This window comes from Sphingorhabdus lutea (genome assembly GCF_001889025.1).
Lineage (GTDB): Bacteria > Pseudomonadota > Alphaproteobacteria > Sphingomonadales > Sphingomonadaceae > Sphingorhabdus_B > Sphingorhabdus_B lutea.
On record NZ_CP018154.1, the window covers coordinates 888,911 to 907,808 of the forward strand.

Here is an 18,898-nt window from a genome sequence, read left to right on the forward strand (position 1 = left end):
ATTTAAGCAGGATTGGCAGGCTGTGACACATTATTGCGAATGGGCGACCATGCGGCCTCTTTTCGCCTTCGTGCCAAATATGTGTCGAGCCCAATTTGCAGGCCAATCAGCATATAAATAAAGGGTTGAAAGGCGATGCCGACAAATAAAGAACCCACCAAATATATGATCTGTCCATTTTGCAGGGCGATAGCCAATGGGGCGACCCATTCCTCGCCTGCGCGATTTCGCCGCCGATACATTCGTTGCACAATTTCCATGCGCACAACGCCGCCCACATGGATGATTAACCAGATGATAAGGCCAGGGTAGCCTTGTTCCCCCAACATTTCAAAAAAGCTGCTATGATAGGCGCGGCCTGCATCCTCCACGACCTTTGCCCCGCCATCATCGCCATCAAATCCTGGCTCTCTGCCGCCTGCCAAATCATAGGTAAGTTTATTTTGGCGATAGGCATCAAAACCGCCGCCAAAGGGATTTTCCTCCACATATTCAATCGTCCATTTCCACACCGCAACACGTGTGGAGGCGGATTCGTCTGCTTTATAATTTTGGATGGTGTCCATGCGTCCGGTAAAGCTGGCGGGCAAAAATGGAATGGCGGCAAGGCCGATTAACGCCGCACCGGCCAAATATAAAAAACGATATTTGACGTAGCGCAGGGTCAAAATGGCCAAAACCGCAATGCACACCAACCCGGTCCGCGCCTGTGTTCCCACGGGAATTAACAAACAGGCAAAAATTAACGCAGCGGCATAAAATTTAACGCGCCAATCGGGCGGGAAAATTGTGCCATATTTTGACAACCACATGATAAGCGGGATGATGGCAATGGCGACGCATGAAATGATACTGCCTTCATAAAGGCCGCTATTATTATCGATTAACAGCACAAGCACGCCATAGCCCCCGCCGCCTACAATAGTTTTAAGACCACCCGTGACTATTAAGGCAGATGCACACAGCACCATAACCAATGCCAAAGTTTCGATCCGCAATTTTGTTTTTAATGTGAGCGGCAGGAATATGGCAAAAACCAATGCCTTCCACACCCAATCCCATTTTACCTGTGCATCAACCGGCATGTCGGCGACGCTTGTGGTATAGGCGCAATATAATAGCAAAATTAACAACCACGCCTGACGCGGGGCAAACCGGCTTTCATTTTTATTATCTGCAATCATATATCCGCCCAACGCCAGCAAAAATGCAATAAGCGATAGGGGGATGGCGTTAAGCATGAAATAACTTAACCTTTGGGGCGCGATAATATCGATATAGGCATAGACCATAGTAAATAAAAATGGCCGTTTAAATGCCAGTAACATAAGGGCGGCAAGATAGCCCACAAAGATAAGGTCGCGCATTGTCCCTTATTCCTCTGTTACTTTATGTGCGGGTATTTTATTATTTTTATGCGCAAATCCTGTGGGGTTGCTGTCCTTTGGCGCGGGGGCTTCGACATCCAAATCATCGCGCGATAATAAACGCCAAAATGCAAGCGCGATAAGCCCATGGCTTAAAAGGATCGATAAATTGTCGATCATGCGCGCTATTTTCCCTTCATCAATTTATGTGGCAAAGAATCGCCACGGCGTGTAATTTTTCCTGCTATATCCAAATTGGGTTGACGGGGCGTTAATCCTTTTTTGCTATTGCCGCAAATATGACAAAGATTCTGCATATTTTGGACCATAGCCTGCCCCTGCATAGCGGATATACATTTCGCACAAGGGCTATTTTGAAATCACAAATTGCTCATGGATGGCAGGTTCAGGCGATTACTGGCCTGCGCCAATATCAACATGGACAGGTTGCGGGCGCAAATTTTCAACAGGTGGATGATATTATTTTTCACCGCACATTGGGCAAAACCCTGTCCAAAAGCCCAATGAAGGAGTGGCAAGAGGTGCAATTGCTGACCCAGCATATTGTTAAATTGCATAAGCAATATCCATTTCACATTATGCATGCCCATTCGCCGGCATTAAATGGGCTTGCTGCGGCGCGGGCATCCGACATATTGGGCATCCCCTTTATCTACGAAATTCGTGCATTTTGGGAGGATGCGGCGGTCGGCAACGGCACGGGCAGCGAAGGTTCTGCCAAATATAGATTAACCCGTGCGTTGGAAAATCATGTCATGAAACGCGCCGATCATATCACGGTCATTTGTCAGGCATCAAAGGATGATTTAATCGCCAGAGGCATATCGGGGGACAAAATTTTAGTTTCCCCCAATGGGGTGGATTTCAAATTATTTTCCAATACCCCAAAATATGATGAAAAATTGGCCGATGAAATGGGGCTGAAGGGTAAAAAAATATTCGGCTTTATTGGCAGTTTTTATGATTATGAGGGGATTGATGATTTAATCAGCGCCCTTGCCATTTTGATAAAGGAAAATGAAGATGCGCGTTTATTATTGGTGGGCGGCGGCCCGATGGAAGATGCGTTAAAGGCGCAGGTAAGGGCGTTAAACCTTGACCAATATGTCATTTTTACAGGCCGTGTTCCCCATGAACAGGTGGAACGTTATTATGGTTTAATGGATATGATGGTATATCCACGCAAAATGATGCGGCTGACCGATTTGGTCACCCCGTTAAAACCGTTGGAAGCGATGGCACAGGATCGTTTGGTGGTAGCAAGCGATGTTGGCGGCCACCGCGAATTGATTCGCGATAAAGAAACCGGATTTTTGTTTAAAGCCGACGACCCGGCCAATATGGCGGCATGTTTAACCCATGTTTTAACAAATAAGGAAAATTGGCCAAAGATACGCGAAACTGCGAAAAATTATGTCTTGACCGAACGTGACTGGGCGCAAAATATTAAATGTTACGATCCTGTTTACCATTTTTTGCTATCCAAAATGATAAATGAAAAAGCCGCATAAATTTGGACCAATTGCGGCCATGGTAAAGGAATGAATATAATGGTGGATAAAATGCTCACCAATTTTGATTTTAATCAACGGATGCTTATCCTTGCCATGGCTATTGGCATGGTTGTGGGCGCTCTTTCCATGCTCATTCCTGTATATTGGTTGGAAATTGTTACCGGATCATTGGGCATATCGGAAATTATTCCCGCCACCGCCGCCCCATTGGGGGATAAGGCACGGGCGTTAATTGCATTTGGTTTTGGGGTGTTGGCAATTGCCGCATCCTTTATTTTCCTGTCCCGTTTTAATATTGGCCGTCAGGTAAAATCCAATATTTCGGATAAAAATGCGCCGGATAAAGCGCAGGTAGAAGAAAAAGTTGTTTCGCAAGAATATGCCCCCAATGCCGCAATTGAAGCGGATATTTTAACAAGACCGAAAGCCGATCTTTCAACAGATAGTCCCGCGCAAAGCCCCACGGCATGGGGGAATGTTAAAAAGCTATTTTCTGGCATTAACTTGCCTAAAATGAAGCTGCCCAATTTTAATATGCCCAAGTGGGGCAGGCAGAATGAAGAAGATATATATGAAATACAGGACTTGCCGCCGCGTATGCGATCCATTGAGGCTGGCGGAGAAAAAAAACGCGCACCCATTGCCGCGTCGCGTGATTTAAGCGGGGTCAGTTTGGTCGATAACATATCGGATATGCCCGATTCGCCGCTTATCAAAAAATTCAATCTTTCCGAACCAAAGCAAGAGGTTGCGGTAGAGATTTACGAAGATTTACCGCCCGTACAACATGAAGAAGCAGTGCAGCATGAAGTAGCAATGCAGCATGAAGAAGCAATGCAGCATGAGCAATTGCCACAAGAGGCCAAGCCGCAGGATAAGGGCGGGGATTCAATGGATAATTTAGCCAAAAATTTAGAAGAAATATTGGCCAAACGCGCCGCGTTAAGGGCGGAAATTGCCGCAATGGCCCAGCCCGTAATTGAACCAAAATCCGAAATAGTTTCTGAAATAGATTCTGAAACAGTTCCCGAATCCAGCGCAGAATCAGCAGAATCAATGGTCGATGCATTTGTTCATAAAAATGATCCGCAACCGCCCCATTTTCTGACCGAAAAAATAATATCTGATGATGTCATGGATGAACAGGATTATCGACCAAAATTATCGGTGATTAAAGGATTAGAAACACCGATGACAAAACCTGCCCATGATCAGTCCGTTGACATGTCAAGCGATTTGCCAAATGACAGGGCGCTGCTTTCTGCATTACACACATTGCACCGAATGAAGGCGCAGGGGCAGGAATAATATTCCATAATGCCCCCAAATTTTGTGTTATATAATGTCATGATGAAAGCCATTATGCCGCATTTATCATTAAAATATTGATCGAAAATTCGGCATGTTCCGGCCCATAATCAATATCTTTGCCAATTGATATTTCCCCTACAAATTGACGTTTGGCGGCAAATTCCATGTCGCCAATTTCCAAATTTAACTGGGCAAGGCGCGATTTAATATTTTGCCCATGCGCGCTGATCAATAAAATATGTTCATCACCATCAAATGTCGCGCTTTGCCAATCGCGTTGTTGATGTGAAATCAGCCCAAGGCGAAGACCTGAAAATTTTTGCAACTGGGCCAATATCGCGCAAATGGGATCATATTGTCGCGGTGGTGATGAAGGATTATTTTTCTGTGTTATGATCATTAGGCGGCCTTTTTTAAGCAATTTTCATCAATAAATTGACGTATTTTTCTCTGCATTGCGCTGCGCACTTCGCGGCCCATGCGCATATCCAGCACCAGACGGGGGTCATGCGCCACCAATCGGCCAAATTTAGTTGGCGGCATGTCGTTTTCGCGTAAAAATTTTTCAACTTCCCTTAACATTTCCATTTGCCATTCTCCTTTGGAATTGTTGTATTTTTCTTCCTCCACTCTCTAACTTTATGTGATTCTGATCATAGAATCGGATGAGAACAAAATAAGAACAAACAAGAAATGACGTAAGAAATCCTACTTGTCTAGGAAAAATCCTATTGCTATAGTAAAAAAATGGAAAGCAACGAAATTAGGTCAAATTTGGATCAAATTATCCATGAACGGGGCGAAAGCTATGTGATTTTGTCACGGCTTATTGGCCGAAATGACGCGTATATTCAGCAATTTATTAAAAGAGGCAGTCCCAAGAAATTAGAGGAAAGCGACCGGCGCACCATATCGCGATATTTGGGCGTTTGCGAATCAATATTGGGCGGGCCAGAACGAATAGAACCAAATAATCCAAATAATAATGCGCCCAAAAATATCAATTTGGCCGAACATCCAAATGCGGACATGGTTACCGTGCCGATATTGGATATTGGCGCATCGGCGGGGGCAGGCGCATTTGATCGGGCCGAAATGGGCGGGGAATATCCGCGCGGCCATGTGGCATTTGACCCATTATGGCTGCGGTCAAAGGGGATGAGGTCGCATAAATTATCCATGATATTGGTAGAGGGGGAGAGTATGGAGCCGACCCTGCCAAATGGGGCGGATATTTTAATTGATCATCAACAAAGCATTATTGAAAATGGCCATATTTATGTGCTGCGCCATGAGGGGCAAATTTTGGTAAAAAGGTTGCTGCGCGATAAAAATGGCGGCCTTTTGATAAGGTCGGATAATAATGATTATGCCGATATATATTTGACAGATATTGACAATATTCAAATTATTGGCCGTGTTATCTGGTATGGTCGCTATATATAGCCGGAATTTATAAAGGCCAATTTATGATGAAAGAATTGCCGTACCTATCGAGACAGGCTTGCATGGCGCGAACAAATTGTCCACATAGGTGGTTATGAATAATGTCACATCAAATTTAAATAATGGCCAACCCAAAATACAGGCCGAACCGCCATTAAAAGTTGCGATTATTCCGGTAACCCCGTTGCAGCAAAATTGTTCGCTCATTTGGTGCACAAAAACCAATAAGGCCGCGTTAATCGACCCTGGAGGCGATTTGCCAAAATTAAAATCCGCCATCGCGCAATCGGGCGTGGAAATGGAAAAAATCCTTATCACCCATGGGCATATTGACCATTGTGGGGAGGCTGGCATTTTGGCGAAGGAATTGGGCCTGCCGATTGAAGGACCGCATGAGGATGATCGTTTTTGGATTAGCCGACTTGACGATGATGGCAAAAAATATGGCATAAATGGCGAAATTTTTGAACCAGACCGTTGGTTATTACATGGTGATAAGGTGACGGTGGGGGATTTGGAATTGGATGTCATCCATTGTCCCGGCCACACGCCCGGCCATGTTATTTTTTATCATGCGCCATCGCGCCTTGCCGTGGTGGGTGATGTATTATTCCAAGGGTCAATTGGCCGCACCGATTTTCCCATGGGCAATCATGGCGATTTAATCAATGCGATAACCACCAGATTATGGCCGCTGGGCGATGATGTTACCTTTGTGCCTGGACATGGTCCGGCCAGCAATTTTGGCCATGAAAGACGCACCAACGCCTTTGTTGCCGATCATGTGCTGGCCAGATAATTTGCTTCATTAACTGCGCTTACATATTCATCTGCGCTTAAATAATGTTCATCTGCGCTTAAATAATGCCATAAACTTTTAATAATGCAGCGATGGCAAGGCCCAATAGCGTCAACATGCTAATCACCGTGCCAATCATGCGTAATTTCATGGCGCCTTCCATGCCCAATGGGTGTGCCAAGCGGCCAATAATAAAAATAATACCTGTGGCCCATAACCAATTATTTGTACCAAATGCCATTTCCATCGCGCCGAGTAGAATCAAAACAATTGGCGCACTTTCGATGAAATTTGCATGGGCGCGCATCCGGCGAGTTAACAGATCGTCACCGCCATCACCCACGGAAACACTGGCCTTTCCGCGTGCTTGACCACAACGGACCATCAACCAAATATTGATTAAAGCGGCGCCTGCGCCAATGGTTAATAAAATGGGTAATTGCATGTTTTACTCCCCTTAAGTTTTCATTTGAAATCTTTTATGCGCGATATTTATACGAAGTAAAAGCATTTTTGCATAAAGACTATTGTTGCAAAGCACAGAAAATCATTTATATCGCCATCTTCATCCGAACAGATGGGGATTCTATATAACGGGTTAGTTTACTTGCCTGATGTGCATGTTTTCCCTATATTGTTCGATTATTTTAGTGTTTATGTAATTTTAAGGTGCCGACATGGCTGTTCCAAAGCGAAAAACTACACCATCAAAGCGCGGTATGCGCCGTTCACATGATTCGTTGAAAGCGGAAGCTTTTCAAGAATGCCCAAATTGTGGCGAATTGAAACGCCCACATCATCTTTGCGATGCTTGTGGTCATTATAATGGCCGCGAAATTTTGGCTGAGGCTTAAGCATTTTTTGGTGCAAGCCTGAATTGTCCTGCAAGCCTGAAATGAATAAGGGGTCTGCCTAATGTCTCATAAACCGCTAATCGCCATTGACGCGATGGGCGGAGACGAGGGCGTTTCCGTAATGATTGCCGGTGCTGCGCTTGCGCGGCATCGTCATGATAAATTTCGTTTCCTGCTTGTTGGTGATCAAGAAAAAATTGAGGCTGCACTTTGCGATCATCCCAATTTGCGTGATGCGTCGGAAATTTTGCATACCAGTGAAATCGTCTCTGGCGATGATAAGCCAAGCCAGGCTCTGCGTAAATCACGCGGCAGTTCGATGGGGCTTGCCATTGATGCGGTAAAACGCGGGCAGGCAAGTGCAGCGGTCAGCGCGGGGAATACCGGCGCACTGATGGCTATGTCGAAATTGGCGCTGCGCACCATGCCGGGCATTGATCGTCCTGCCTTGGCGGCTTTGCTGCCAACATTAATCGACAGCGATGTGGTGATGTTGGATCTTGGCGCGAATACCGAATGCGATGCGCGCAATTTAACCCAATTTGCCATTATGGGCGCGGCATATTCCAAAATTATTTACGGTTTTAATGAACCGCGTGTCAAATTACTTAATATTGGCACAGAGGATCAAAAGGGCACGGGCACATTGCGTGATGCATCCGATTTGCTGCGCAGCAGCACGGGCCTGCCCATGGATTTTCAAGGATTTATTGAGGCAGATAAAATAAATCGCGGCGAATGTGATGTTGTGGTGTGCGATGGATTTTCGGGCAATATTGCGTTAAAGGCGATTGAAGGATCAGCGCGTTTTGTAACCGATTTGTTAAAGCGCAGCTTTACAAGTTCGCTGCGGTCAAAATTTGGTTTTTTAATTTCGCGTCCGGCGACCGAATTATTGCGTCATCATTTGGACCCAAATAATCATAATGGCGCGGTTTTCCTTGGCTTAAATGGTGTTGTGGTGAAAAGCCATGGCAGCGCCAATGAAAAGGGCGTGGCCAATGCGGTCGAAGTTGCCGCCAGATTGGTTGAAAAAGATATTATTGGCCGCATTTCCAGCTCCATCGATCATATAAATGCAGAAAATGTAAATAAAGAATCGGATGGAAAATAAGATGGATATAATGACTCAGCGCCCCATTCGTTCAGTCATTACCGGAACTGGTTCTGCATTGCCGCGCAATAAAATTTCCAATGATGAGATTAGTAAGCGTGTGGATACCAGCGATGCATGGATTCAGGAACGCACGGGTATAAAATTTCGCCATATTGCAGAGGCTGATGAAACAACCGCCTCGTTGGGCGCATCGGCTGCGCAAAAGGCGATGGATGCAGCGGGTTTAATCAATCAAGATATTGATTTAATTATCGTTGCTACCGCCACGCCGGACCAAACATTTCCCGCAACCGCCACAAAGATTCAACATTTATTGGGCATAAAACAGGGCGCGGCATTTGATGTTGCGGCGGTATGTTCGGGATTTGTCTATGCCATTGGTGTGGCAGATAGCATGTTGAAAAACGGTATGGCCAAACATGCTTTGGTCATTGGGGCAGAGACTTTTAGCCGTATTTTGGATTGGGAAGACCGCACCACAGCGGTGTTATTTGGCGATGGCGCCGGGGCAATTATTTTGTCGGCCATGGGCACAGATGACACGCAATATCCCCATGCGGATATTTTGGCGAATAAATTGCGTTCCGATGGCGCACATAATGCATTATTATATGTTGATGGCGGGGTGTCCACCACCGGAACTGTTGGTAAATTGCGGATGCAGGGGCGTGAAGTATTTCGCCATGCGGTGACCAATTTGGCATCTGTGTTAAGCGAGGCTTTGGCGATTGCCCAGTTACAGCCAGCCGATGTGAATTGGATTGTCCCGCATCAGGCAAATGCCCGCATTTTGGATGCGACCGCCAAAAAATTGGGGCTGGATAGAAATAATATCGTCGTCACGGTGGACCAACATGCCAATACATCGGCGGCTTCTGTGCCGCTTGCTTTGGATGTTGCGGTTCGCGATGGACGCATTAAAAGGGGGCAGATTATCGCCCTTGAGGCGATGGGTGGCGGATTTACATGGGGCGCATCTATATTACGATATTAAATCGATAATTAGAAATGCCGTTCTTATTGTAAATGTCTCAAATTTAGACAATAATGTTGTTCAATATTTTACATTTGCAAAGAAACAAGTTATATTGTTTTAATGCATTAATTAAGGGAGCTTATACATGGCAGATACGGGTACGTTAACACGCGCAGATTTGGCTGATGCAATCAATCGTCAAGTTGGACTTTCGCGTTCGGATTCCATCAATATGATTGAATCAATTTTGGGTCATCTTTCAAAGGCGTTAATTGGCGGGGAAAATGTCAAAATCTCTGGTTTTGGAACATTCATCCTGCGTGATAAAAAACAACGTATTGGCCGTAACCCGAAAACGGGAGTGGAGGTTCCCATTACCCCGCGCCGTGTTTTAACATTTCGCGCAAGCCAAACTGTTCGCCAAAAGGTGAAGTAAATATATTTGGCCATTTTCAGGTAAAGGAATAAAGGGTGAGCAATCAAAAAAGCGATGATGCCTTTCGTTCTATTGGTGAAATGGCCAAAATATTGGGCGTTAAAACGCATATTTTGCGATATTGGGAGGAGCAATTTCCTGCTCTTACACCATTAAAACGCGCCGGTGGGCGGCGGCATTACCGCCCAAATGATGCGGCATTATTACGCCAAATCCATCATTTATTATATGATAAGGGCTATACGATAAAGGGCGCGAAACAGGCGTTGCGCGGTTGGCCCAATATTATAGAAGGCGAGAATAAAGCCGCGGCCTTTATGCCGGAAAAATTAACAGCAGCCGCAGTAAAAACAGCACGGCCCATTGATTTGGCAAACGCCCCTTTGCTAGATGACGGCAATGAAAGCGCGGCGGCGCAAAGGCAAAAAAATCAAGAAATTATTGATAATTTATTGCGGGTAAAGGCAGATTTGCAAAAGGCTTTGCTAAGATAATCAAGATAATCTATCGCATTAGATTATCTGGATTTGACGAAATAGGATTAAGCAAATGAACCTTAAATTGTCTGCATTTGGCCTATTCTTGATCAATATCGCTCTATTGGGATGTGTTGAGCTATCACCTTCATCAAAAAATATGGCGGTCTCCAACATAAATAAACATGCAATCATTACCACGGCAAAAATGGGCGAGAAATGCTCTATTTTTAATGATGATGAATTTACCGAGTATCCAAATTGTGCCTTCATTCAATCAGATGGCAGTTATATAATATCATCCGACCTAATTGAAAAATTGAAATTTGATAGCAATGGCCTTGCGCCATTATTTTTTAGCGGCTTTGCATATGCGCGGCTCGATGGATATGCGATTAAGGTAGCAACGATGGATAATTTTGCCGATTATTTTTCAGATGGCCTTGTTCGCGCCAATATTTTGGGCAGGCAAGGCTATGCCGATGCAGAGCTAAATATGGTCATTCCGGCAATATATGATGGCACATATCCTTTTCATAATGGCCGCGCGCGGGTATGCATTGGGTGCAGTTTGCAACATGATGGCGAGCATAGTTTTTATGCTGGTGGCAAGGACATATGCCTTGATATAAAGGGTAATGACAGACCGTTACATGAATGTAGATAATATAAAATTATAAAAGCAATTTAATCATATTCAGGGCCAAATTTTGCATCCACATCACGTGGGCGCATAAATTGTGTTAATTGGGCATTGCCATTTTCAATATCGGCCCAATTATCAATATCCAATTTTATGGTGGCAAAGCTGGCGGTGGGATATTTTTGTTCCACCTCATCACGCAGCGGGGATTGGCTATTTTGTTTGACCAAATCCAAAATAATATCTTCCAATCCCGGATTATGGCCCACCATCAACACATGCACTGGCGCATCATCAATTTGCGAAATTAAATCAATCAAAGTGACCGATGAGGCAAGATATATTCGCTTGTCCCAATGCGGGTTTAACGCGCGGCCATATCCATTTTCAAAAAAATTGATGGTTTGCTGAACCCTTGTCGCCGGGCTTGCCAACACATAATCAAAAATAATTTTTTCTTTGGCTATCCAATCGCCCATGGCACAGGCGGCCTGTTCACCCTTGCGATTTAGGGGGCGGTCATAATCGCGCACCATTTGCCCGCCTTCTTGAGGGGCGGACCAATCGGATTTAGCATGGCGAAGCAATGATAAAAATTTCAAGGGTGCGGCTTTCGTTTTTTATAATAGTTGATTATTTATGTGCCGCAAATCGGGCGCAATTGATAGCGGATTTTTTATTTTTTCCACTGCTTCGTCCAATGTTAAACGTGTAATGATAGTGCCCGAAGGAAAGGCGTTTAATAAGCGTGAAGGCACAGAGGGGGATAGCAGGATGAAATGGCCATGATCATCCGCCCGCCGGATTAAACGGCCAAATGCCTGTGCCAAACGCGCACGGATGATGCGGTCATCATATTCATTGCCGCCAAAGGCAAGACGGCGTGCTTTATGCAAAATATCGGGCCGTGGCCAAGGGACTTGTTCCATAATCACCATGCGTAAAGAACGGCCCGGCACATCCACCCCATCGCGCAGCGCGTCCGTGCCCAGCAGGCTGCTATGCGGGTCATCGCGGAAAATATCGACCAAAGTTCCGGTGTCAATCGGGTCAATATGCTGTGCATATAGGGGCAGGCCATTGCGGGCCAAATGGTCGGCAATACGGGCATGAACAGATTTTAACCGACGGATTGCGGTGAACAGACCTAATGCGCCGCCGCGTGATGCCTCAATTAACCGGCCATAGGCGCGGGCCAGCGCAGGCAAATCGCCGCGCTTTACATCGGTGATGATAAATACCTCGGCCCGCTCCGCATAATTAAACGGGCTTTGCGCCTCAAATTGATGGACCTTATTTTGCAAATGATGCGCGCCGGTCCGCGCCATGGCATCATCCCAATCGCCGCCGGCTTTTAATGTGGCCGAAGTCGCCGCCACGCCATGGGCATTTTTCAACACCACCTCGGAAACGGGCTTTGTCGGGTCAAGCCAATGGCGATGAATGCCAATATCATATTCGCGTCCCTCCACCCGTGCGACCGCCAACCAATCGACAAAATCGGGGTCGGCCATGCCCGTGGCGCGGGATAATAATGATATCCAGCTATTGATTAAATCAATGCGCCAGCCAAGGCTGGCCAATGCGCCCTCCGCCCGCTGGCGTGCCATGGCGTCCATCCAATCGGGCGACTCGGCCAAAATGGCTTCCAACCTTTTGCCCAATTTTTGCAGCGGCATGACAATCGCCTCCAATTGGTCAATTGCCTCTGGAATCGCGTCGGTTAGGGCGGGGCTTAGCTGGGTCAATTCGGTTTCAAGACCATATCCCGCATCATGGCCGTTGCTGCTTTCATCGCGGGCAAATACCATGTCGCGCACGGCGGAGAATAATATTTCAAATGGGCCTGATGGCTGTCCCTCTGCTATGCGGGAAAGCCAGTTGTCGGCGGTTAATGCCTCTGCGGCGTGGCATGCCTGTGCAATGGCCCTGCCGCCTTCATCATCATAGGATGAAATATCGGCCAACCGCGCGGCCAGCCCGCGCCTGCGACCCGAAGACCCTCTGCCTGATTTACCCTCTGGCCCCAAAATCCATCGGCGCAGCTCAATCGCCTCTTGCCCCGTTAAATCGGCGGCGAACATCGAATCTGCCGCGTCAAATATATGATGCCCTTCGTCAAATATAATATGTTTGGGCATTTGGTCATTGTCGGCCGCGCGTGCGGCATTGACCATGACAAGCGCATGATTGGCAATAACAATATCGGCATGATGGCTGGCGCGGACCGATTTTTCGATAAAACATTTTCGGTAATGCGCGCATCCGGCATAGACACATTCGCCGCGCCTGTCGGTTAAGGCATTTGTGCCATTGCGGCGAAATAAAGTGACTAGCCAGCCGGGCAAATCGCCGCCAATCATATCGCCATCTTTGCTATAGGCGGCCCAACGGGCAACCAATTGCGCCAATATTGCCGCGCGGCCAGCAAACCCGCCCTGAAGTGCGTCCTCTAAATTTAATAGGCAAAGATAATTTTCACGGCCCTTGCGCACCACCACGCGATGTTTGAAATTTTCATGATCGCGATAGGCGCGTTTTGCCTCGCTGGTCAATTGACGTTGCAGAGCCTTGGTATAGGTGGAAATCCAAATATTGCCGCCCGATGCCGCACTCCACAATGTTGCAGGGGCAAGATAGGCCAGCGTTTTACCAATGCCCGTTCCGGCCTCCGCCAATAACATATTTGGCCCATCGCGCCCATCACGCGGGGTAAAAATATCGCCCATTTTTGTGGCCAATATGCGTTGACCGGGCCGTTCTTCGGCCTGTGCGCCGGTTAATTCGTCCAATTGTTCCAATATATCCAAATGGGGCAGGGTGATGGTGCGTGGTTTCCCCCTTGGTGGCTGTTCCTCCCATTCCGATAATTTGGAAAATAACCATTTTTCGGCGCGTTCCGGTTTGGGCAGATTTTTTACTATCACCGCGCCCCATGGCCATTTTAACCGCGATAGGCTCTGCGCGCTGTTCCATGATCCATCACGCTCTGCCCATTTGGGATTTTGCAAAGTGGAGAGAAGTTTTTGTGCTGATTTTAATAATAAGGGGGCAATGTCATCATCATTTATATGTTCTTCAACCTCACCCGTTTCAATATTATTGGGTAATAAGTCCAATTTACGGGCCAGACCGCGCGGGGTTGGCACCATGAATTGCGCGGGATGGATAAAGGCGAATAATTCCAATATATCCAACCCATTTATATCCGCATAGCCCAGCCTTTGCGCGATGGCAGGTGTGTTGAGCATAATGGTCGGGGTGTCGCACACCAGTGAAATCGCCTCCCCCTTGCCAATGGAGCGACAGATTATTTCGCCAGTATTGGCATCATTTTTTGCCATCCAAATGCCAGCATGGCTTGCATGAATCGCAGGAAAAGCTAGGGAAGGGATTATATGTTCGTGCATTTATGAATTGCATAACATGAAGCGACAATAAAGGAAGTAGGCAATGAGCAATATCAACGAAGAAATGATAGCAACTTTATCAAATGCGGCGAATGTTTCAAAAGCATGGCCATTTGACGAGGCGCGTCGATTGCTCAAACGTTTTGGCGGTAAATTGCCTGACCGTCCAATATTGTTTGAAACCGGATATGGCCCATCGGGCCTGCCACATATTGGCACATTTAACGAAGTGCTGCGTACCACCATGGTGCGTAAGGCGTTTGAGATTTTAACGGGCGGTGCGCCCACCCGCCTTGTGGCGTTTAGCGATGATATGGACGGTCTGCGTAAAGTGCCCGACAATATCCCCAATGGTGACATGTTGGCAGAGGATTTGCACAAGCCATTAAGCATGGTGCGCGATCCATTTGGCAAATATGAAAGCTTTGCCCATCATAATAATGCGATGCTGCGTGAATTTTTGGACCGTTTTGGCTTTGATTATGAATTTGTATCGTCCAGTGAGCAATATAAAGGTGGGGCATTTGATGATGCGCTGCGCGGTGTGCTGCGCCATAATCAGGATATTTTGGATATCATGTTGCCGACATTACGCGCCGAACGCGCCGCGACCTATTCCCCCATTTTACCTGTTTCCCCCAAAACGGGCCATGTATTACAAGTGCCCGTTGAGGTATTGGACGCAGATAGCGGCATGGTGGCATTTGAGGATGGCGGCGAGCGGATTGAACATTGCATATTATCCGGCGGGGCAAAATTACAATGGAAGGTGGATTGGGCCATGCGCTGGGTCGCGCTGGGCGTGGATTATGAAATGTATGGCAAGGATTTAACCGATAGCGGCATTCAATCGGGCAAAATTGCAAAGGCGCTGGGCGGGCGCAAACCCGATGGCATTATTTATGAAATGTTTTTGGATGAAAAGGGAGAGAAAATCTCCAAATCAAAGGGCAATGGTCTGACCCTGGAACAATGGCTATCCTATGGCAGTGAAGAAAGCCTTGCCTTTTTTGCCTATCGCGATCCAAAGGCGGCCAAACAATTGCATATTGGCGTAATACCAAAGGCGGTGGATGAATATTTGCAAATGCGCGGCACATATCCCGCGCAGGATTGGGATAAAAAATTTGGCAATCCGGTGCATCATGTCCATGCCGCACGCGGCGAGGATGTGCCCGAAACCGTCCTGCCCGTTACCTATGGTTTATTATTAAACCTTGTCGGGGTGATGGGCGCGGACGCGACAAAGGAACAAATTTGGGGATATTTGGCCAATTATGTATCGGGCGGCGAAGCAGAGGCAAATGCCGCAACCTATCCCGAATTGGATAAGTTAATCGACAATGCCATGGCCTATACCCGTGATTTTGTCGCCCCAACGCTTATCCGCCGTAAACCACAGGGTGTAGAGGTTGCCGCGCTGACCCGTTTGGATGAGGAACTGTCCAAATTGCCCGAAGATGCTCAGGCAGAGGATATTCAAAATATTGTTTATACCATTGGTAAAGAGGGCGGATTTGAAAATCTGCGCGATTGGTTTAAGGCATTATATGAAACCTTATTGGGCAGCAGCGCCGGACCACGTATGGGCAGCTTTATCGCGCTATATGGCGTGGCAAACAGCCGCCGGTTAATCGCAGAGGCATTGGCCGAATGACGGTTATTGCCGCACGGCTATATCGTAGCGGCAAATTGCTGCGTGATGTTGATGTGGCAAAGGATATGCCCAGCCTTGAAAATCCGGCGGATTTTTTGTGGATTGGCCTGCATGAACCAAATGATAGTGTCATTCACATTATTCAAGACCGTTTTGCGCTGCATCCTTTGGCGGTGGAAGATGCGTTGGATGCACGGCATTTGCCCAAGATGGAGATTTATGGCGATCATTTGTTCATTGTCGCGCGAACCACGCATATAAATGATGCGGATCAACGCATTGCTTATGGCAATACGGCGATATTTGTCGGGCGGCAATTTATCATCACGGTGCGCCATGGTTCAATGCGGGGGCATAGCCCGGTGCGCAACCAATTAGAGGCCACCCCTTGGCAATTAAAAGAGGGGCCGGATTATGTGTTGCATGCCATATTAGATTTCATTGTCGATGGATATTTTCCCGTCATTGACCGAATGGAGGAACAGGTTTTGGCGATGGAGGATCAGGCACTGGAACATTTTCTTAACCGCGCCCAGACCACAAAATTGTTCAATATGCGGCGCGATTTATTTAAATTACAACGGATAATGGGCCCAATGGAGGATATGGTAAGCAGGTTTATCAATTTGGGATTGCCGCAAATTGATGCGTCCATTCATCCATATTATCGTGATTTATTGGACCATATAAGACGGGTGGAATATCGCGGCGAAGGGCTGCGTGAGACATTATCGTCGGTTTTGGATACTAGCGGCTTGTTGGAACAGCAGCGCCAAGGCATTATTACAAGGCAATTGGCGGCATGGGCGGCAATACTTGCCGTGCCAACCGCGATTGCGGGTATATATGGCATGAATTTTAAATTTATGCCCGAATTGGAATGGAAATATGGCTATACCATTATTATGGCGGCGATGGCGATGATTTGCGGGATTTTATATCGGCGGTTTAAAAAGGCGGGATGGTTATAATTTTGCCATCAAAAAAACTTGCAGTTGACTGTCCATTGAAACTGCCGCAATTGTCAAATCCCAACTATTTGAAAGTTATTATCATGCTTAAAAAAATGCTTTTAATATTATCACTTACGTCATTTTCGGCCTCGCCAATTTTGGCGCAGCCCATGTATACCAATGGCAACCGCCCTGTGACGCTACATGCGATGGATGATATGGATGCGTGCAGTTTGGGCGCGATTACAGATCAGGGGCCAGAAGGCGCCGTTTTGGTTTTTAGCGGAGATAGTAACGAGTTAGAAGCATTTGACAATTTAACATCTGGACAGGCAATTTGGGTATGCGATAATAGCGAAGAAAATGACATGGTGGGTATTGTATATAGCCATGATGGAGAAACCGATTGTGAGGTAAGCTCACCCATATTGGAAGATATGGATTATACCGGTCCTTGTTCTTCAGGCTGGATTATGTCCGACGCGGTCGAAGTGATTGCCGGATAATGATTGATATTTTCACCACTGGCGGCACAATTGATAAAATATATTTTGATGCCCTGTCGGAATATCAAATTGGCCCTACGGCGATTATCGATATGCTGCGTGAAAATAATGTTTATGCGCCGCATCGTGTCACCCAATTATTGCGAAAGGATAGTTTGGAATTGACCGATGCGGACCGCACAGAAATATATAATGCAATTATGCAAAGCGATGCGGATAAAATTTTGGTGACACATGGCACGGATACAATGGTTGATACGGGCCGCTTTCTGCGCGATATAAAGGGCAAAACCATTGTCCTGACCGGCGCTTTACAGCCTGCATCGCTGCGCAAAAGTGATGCGGAATTTAATGTCGGCTTTGCCCTTGCGGCGGTGCAATCATTGCCGCATGGCATTTATGTGGCGATGAATGGCCAGATTTTCGACCCCGCCATTACGCAAAAGGACCGCGCGGCCGGACGCTTTATCTCAAATTGATTTGGGGGCAATTACCTGCCGCAAAACGGCGATATAATTGGGCGATATGGTCATGCGCGGATGATATCCCCCATCGCCCAATAATTTATGAGCATGGGACAGATGATAACATGGCACGCCCATGAACAAATGATGTTCGCTATGATAATTTACCCAATAGGGCGCAATTGTCGCGCGTTCCAACAAATTGGCATAGGTTGTTCGGGCATGGGTGAAGGGATCATCACCGCCCGTGCTGGTGCAGGCATGTTCGGCAATATTGCGGATACGCAGGAACATTTGAAAACTGGTCGCCAGCGCGATGAACCATAATAAAAATGGCGTCCATCCATATATGATCAATGATAATGTTAATAATATTGCCTGAACCATTAAAAAACGAATAAAGGCCCGGCCAATAAAAATATTTTGTTCGCGTTTTTCGGGGTTTAAACTGCGCAATGCCATGATAAATTGTGCAGTGCGTTGGCGTATAAAGACAATGCCGGATATATCGCGAGCAAATTTTCTTAACAGGCTATTCCTTGTCACTGGAAAAGGAGCGGAAAGCGGCAAATCTGGGTCTTCGGCCTGTTGTGTAAAGCGGTGATGGGTTAAATGATAGGCGCGATATGCCTGTAAATCCGTGCCCACCGCTGCGCCGCTTAACCATTCGCCCATGAAATTATTCCATTTGCGTTTTGGGTGTAAATGGCCGTGGGCTGCATCATGCATTAAAATGGCAAGGCCCAATTGACGCCCGCCAATAATGATGATGGCCAATATATAACCCAAAATATTGCCCCAATATGCCGCCAATATGGCCGCGCCAAAGATGACCAGCCATGCATGGGCAATCAACCATATGCCATATATATTTGATACCGATGTGATGCCGGCCCAATCATTGGGGGCAAATATTTGTTTAGGATTGGCTGCTTTGACCGCAGGCAT

Annotated in this window: 22 protein-coding genes; 14 read left to right on the forward strand and 8 right to left on the reverse strand. The window is 46.7% G+C overall.

Annotated elements, in window-relative coordinates; translation table 11 throughout:
• Positions 1-2: 2 nt before the first annotated feature.
• Both LPB140_RS04260 and LPB140_RS12310 read right to left on the reverse strand, forming a co-directional pair.
• Positions 3-1,367, reverse strand: a complete 1,365-nt coding sequence (locus LPB140_RS04260; RefSeq protein ID WP_072558795.1) for a putative O-glycosylation ligase, exosortase A system-associated — start codon at positions 1,365-1,367, stop codon at positions 3-5.
• A 6-nt stretch (positions 1,368-1,373) separates the two neighbouring features.
• Positions 1,374-1,547: a hypothetical protein gene (locus tag LPB140_RS12310; protein WP_156874134.1), complete on the reverse strand. Its 174-nt coding sequence runs from the start codon at positions 1,545-1,547 to the stop codon at positions 1,374-1,376.
• 119 nt (positions 1,548-1,666) lie between these two features.
• Between LPB140_RS12310 and LPB140_RS04265 the strand changes: the two genes are divergently transcribed.
• Both LPB140_RS04265 and LPB140_RS04270 read left to right on the forward strand, forming a co-directional pair.
• On the forward strand, positions 1,667-2,899 hold the full coding sequence (locus tag LPB140_RS04265; protein ID WP_072558796.1) for a TIGR04063 family PEP-CTERM/XrtA system glycosyltransferase: 1,233 nt from the start codon (positions 1,667-1,669) through the stop codon (positions 2,897-2,899).
• A gap of 39 nt (positions 2,900-2,938) precedes the next feature.
• Positions 2,939-4,210, forward strand: coding sequence for a hypothetical protein (locus LPB140_RS04270; RefSeq protein WP_156874135.1), 1,272 nt, complete (start codon positions 2,939-2,941; stop codon positions 4,208-4,210).
• 52 nt (positions 4,211-4,262) lie between these two features.
• On the opposite strand, the gene LPB140_RS04275 is transcribed toward LPB140_RS04270, so the two are convergent.
• Both LPB140_RS04275 and LPB140_RS04280 read right to left on the reverse strand, forming a co-directional pair.
• A complete protein-coding gene (locus LPB140_RS04275; RefSeq protein WP_072558798.1) occupies positions 4,263-4,613 on the reverse strand; it encodes a hypothetical protein in 351 nt (116 codons plus the stop codon).
• On the reverse strand, positions 4,613-4,801 hold the full coding sequence (locus tag LPB140_RS04280) for a hypothetical protein (RefSeq protein ID WP_072558799.1): 189 nt from the start codon (positions 4,799-4,801) through the stop codon (positions 4,613-4,615). Before LPB140_RS04280 ends, LPB140_RS04275 begins: the two co-directional genes overlap by 1 nt.
• A 159-nt stretch (positions 4,802-4,960) precedes the next feature.
• Between LPB140_RS04280 and LPB140_RS04285 the strand changes: the two genes are divergently transcribed.
• Both LPB140_RS04285 and LPB140_RS04290 read left to right on the forward strand, forming a co-directional pair.
• A complete protein-coding gene (locus LPB140_RS04285; RefSeq protein WP_072558800.1) occupies positions 4,961-5,659 on the forward strand; it encodes a S24 family peptidase in 699 nt (232 codons plus the stop codon).
• A 94-nt stretch (positions 5,660-5,753) separates the two neighbouring features.
• The gene (locus LPB140_RS04290; RefSeq protein ID WP_072558801.1) at positions 5,754-6,458 is read left to right on the forward strand and encodes an MBL fold metallo-hydrolase; all 705 of its coding nucleotides are present in this window, start codon (positions 5,754-5,756) and stop codon (positions 6,456-6,458) included.
• 58 nt (positions 6,459-6,516) lie between these two features.
• Here LPB140_RS04290 and LPB140_RS04295 read toward each other — a convergent pair whose 3' ends face one another.
• A complete protein-coding gene (locus tag LPB140_RS04295; protein ID WP_072558802.1) occupies positions 6,517-6,903 on the reverse strand; it encodes an MAPEG family protein in 387 nt (128 codons plus the stop codon).
• A gap of 232 nt (positions 6,904-7,135) precedes the next feature.
• Here LPB140_RS04295 and rpmF point away from each other — a divergent pair, with 232 nt between their 5' ends.
• The 6 genes from rpmF (at position 7,136) to LPB140_RS04325 (ending at position 10,984) form a co-directional block, all read left to right on the forward strand.
• Entirely contained in the window at positions 7,136-7,312 is a 177-nt protein-coding gene (rpmF, locus tag LPB140_RS04300) for a 50S ribosomal protein L32 (RefSeq protein WP_072558803.1), read from the forward strand.
• A gap of 61 nt (positions 7,313-7,373) precedes the next feature.
• Positions 7,374-8,426 carry a phosphate acyltransferase PlsX gene (gene plsX / locus LPB140_RS04305; protein WP_072558804.1) on the forward strand — a complete coding sequence of 351 codons (1,053 nt, stop codon included), beginning with the start codon at positions 7,374-7,376 and terminating at the stop codon, positions 8,424-8,426.
• Position 8,427: 1 nt separating this feature from the next.
• On the forward strand, positions 8,428-9,423 hold the full coding sequence (locus tag LPB140_RS04310) for a beta-ketoacyl-ACP synthase III (protein WP_418346540.1): 996 nt from the start codon (positions 8,428-8,430) through the stop codon (positions 9,421-9,423).
• Positions 9,424-9,550: 127 nt separating this feature from the next.
• Positions 9,551-9,841 carry an integration host factor subunit alpha gene (locus tag LPB140_RS04315; protein WP_072558805.1) on the forward strand — a complete coding sequence of 97 codons (291 nt, stop codon included), beginning with the start codon at positions 9,551-9,553 and terminating at the stop codon, positions 9,839-9,841.
• A gap of 35 nt (positions 9,842-9,876) precedes the next feature.
• Positions 9,877-10,335 carry a MerR family transcriptional regulator gene (locus LPB140_RS04320; protein ID WP_072558806.1) on the forward strand — a complete coding sequence of 153 codons (459 nt, stop codon included), beginning with the start codon at positions 9,877-9,879 and terminating at the stop codon, positions 10,333-10,335.
• Positions 10,336-10,390: 55 nt separating this feature from the next.
• Entirely contained in the window at positions 10,391-10,984 is a 594-nt protein-coding gene (locus tag LPB140_RS04325) for a WG repeat-containing protein (RefSeq protein ID WP_072558807.1), read from the forward strand.
• A gap of 20 nt (positions 10,985-11,004) precedes the next feature.
• Here LPB140_RS04325 and LPB140_RS04330 read toward each other — a convergent pair whose 3' ends face one another.
• Positions 11,005-11,562: a SixA phosphatase family protein gene (locus LPB140_RS04330; protein ID WP_072558808.1), complete on the reverse strand. Its 558-nt coding sequence runs from the start codon at positions 11,560-11,562 to the stop codon at positions 11,005-11,007.
• Between the two features lie 18 nt (positions 11,563-11,580).
• Positions 11,581-14,358, reverse strand: coding sequence for an ATP-dependent DNA helicase (locus LPB140_RS04335; RefSeq protein ID WP_083550515.1), 2,778 nt, complete (start codon positions 14,356-14,358; stop codon positions 11,581-11,583).
• A 55-nt stretch (positions 14,359-14,413) separates the two neighbouring features.
• Between LPB140_RS04335 and LPB140_RS04340 the strand changes: the two genes are divergently transcribed.
• The 4 genes from LPB140_RS04340 (at position 14,414) to LPB140_RS04355 (ending at position 17,965) form a co-directional block, all read left to right on the forward strand.
• On the forward strand, positions 14,414-16,027 hold the full coding sequence (locus LPB140_RS04340; protein ID WP_198024169.1) for a lysine--tRNA ligase: 1,614 nt from the start codon (positions 14,414-14,416) through the stop codon (positions 16,025-16,027).
• Positions 16,024-16,998 carry a magnesium and cobalt transport protein CorA gene (locus tag LPB140_RS04345; RefSeq protein WP_072558810.1) on the forward strand — a complete coding sequence of 325 codons (975 nt, stop codon included), beginning with the start codon at positions 16,024-16,026 and terminating at the stop codon, positions 16,996-16,998. Before LPB140_RS04340 ends, LPB140_RS04345 begins: the two co-directional genes overlap by 4 nt.
• An 83-nt stretch (positions 16,999-17,081) precedes the next feature.
• Positions 17,082-17,486 carry a hypothetical protein gene (locus LPB140_RS04350; RefSeq protein WP_198024170.1) on the forward strand — a complete coding sequence of 135 codons (405 nt, stop codon included), beginning with the start codon at positions 17,082-17,084 and terminating at the stop codon, positions 17,484-17,486.
• Positions 17,486-17,965, forward strand: a complete 480-nt coding sequence (locus LPB140_RS04355; RefSeq protein ID WP_072558812.1) for an asparaginase domain-containing protein — start codon at positions 17,486-17,488, stop codon at positions 17,963-17,965. The genes LPB140_RS04350 and LPB140_RS04355 overlap by 1 nt, the downstream gene beginning before the upstream one ends.
• On the opposite strand, the gene LPB140_RS04360 is transcribed toward LPB140_RS04355, so the two are convergent.
• On the reverse strand, positions 17,957-18,898 hold the full coding sequence (locus tag LPB140_RS04360; protein ID WP_072558813.1) for a fatty acid desaturase family protein: 942 nt from the start codon (positions 18,896-18,898) through the stop codon (positions 17,957-17,959). The genes LPB140_RS04355 and LPB140_RS04360 overlap by 9 nt on opposite strands.

Excerpts from the sequence above, each read along its gene's own strand:
- LPB140_RS04295 (WP_072558802.1), bottom strand. The coding sequence starts at position 6,903 with ATGCAATTACCCATTTTATTAACCATTGGCGCAGGCGCCGCTTTAATC.
- LPB140_RS04285 (WP_072558800.1), top strand. The coding sequence starts at position 4,961 with ATGGAAAGCAACGAAATTAGGTCAAATTTGGATCAAATTATCCATGAA.
- LPB140_RS04325 (WP_072558807.1), top strand. The coding sequence starts at position 10,391 with ATGAACCTTAAATTGTCTGCATTTGGCCTATTCTTGATCAATATCGCT.
- LPB140_RS04360 (WP_072558813.1), bottom strand. The coding sequence starts at position 18,898 with ATGCCTGCGGTCAAAGCAGCCAATCCTAAACAAATATTTGCCCCCAAT.
- LPB140_RS04350 (WP_198024170.1), top strand. The coding sequence starts at position 17,082 with ATGCTTAAAAAAATGCTTTTAATATTATCACTTACGTCATTTTCGGCC.
- LPB140_RS04280 (WP_072558799.1), bottom strand. The coding sequence starts at position 4,801 with ATGGAAATGTTAAGGGAAGTTGAAAAATTTTTACGCGAAAACGACATG.
- LPB140_RS04345 (WP_072558810.1), top strand. The coding sequence starts at position 16,024 with ATGACGGTTATTGCCGCACGGCTATATCGTAGCGGCAAATTGCTGCGT.
- LPB140_RS04270 (WP_156874135.1), top strand. The coding sequence starts at position 2,939 with ATGGTGGATAAAATGCTCACCAATTTTGATTTTAATCAACGGATGCTT.
- LPB140_RS04290 (WP_072558801.1), top strand. The coding sequence starts at position 5,754 with ATGAATAATGTCACATCAAATTTAAATAATGGCCAACCCAAAATACAG.
- plsX (WP_072558804.1), top strand. The coding sequence starts at position 7,374 with ATGTCTCATAAACCGCTAATCGCCATTGACGCGATGGGCGGAGACGAG.
- LPB140_RS04265 (WP_072558796.1), top strand. The coding sequence starts at position 1,667 with ATGACAAAGATTCTGCATATTTTGGACCATAGCCTGCCCCTGCATAGC.
- LPB140_RS04355 (WP_072558812.1), top strand. The coding sequence starts at position 17,486 with ATGATTGATATTTTCACCACTGGCGGCACAATTGATAAAATATATTTT.
- LPB140_RS04340 (WP_198024169.1), top strand. The coding sequence starts at position 14,414 with ATGAGCAATATCAACGAAGAAATGATAGCAACTTTATCAAATGCGGCG.
- LPB140_RS04260 (WP_072558795.1), bottom strand. The coding sequence starts at position 1,367 with ATGCGCGACCTTATCTTTGTGGGCTATCTTGCCGCCCTTATGTTACTG.
- rpmF (WP_072558803.1), top strand. The coding sequence starts at position 7,136 with ATGGCTGTTCCAAAGCGAAAAACTACACCATCAAAGCGCGGTATGCGC.
- LPB140_RS04315 (WP_072558805.1), top strand. The coding sequence starts at position 9,551 with ATGGCAGATACGGGTACGTTAACACGCGCAGATTTGGCTGATGCAATC.
- LPB140_RS04310 (WP_418346540.1), top strand. The coding sequence starts at position 8,428 with ATGGATATAATGACTCAGCGCCCCATTCGTTCAGTCATTACCGGAACT.
- LPB140_RS04275 (WP_072558798.1), bottom strand. The coding sequence starts at position 4,613 with ATGATCATAACACAGAAAAATAATCCTTCATCACCACCGCGACAATAT.
- LPB140_RS12310 (WP_156874134.1), bottom strand. The coding sequence starts at position 1,547 with ATGATCGACAATTTATCGATCCTTTTAAGCCATGGGCTTATCGCGCTT.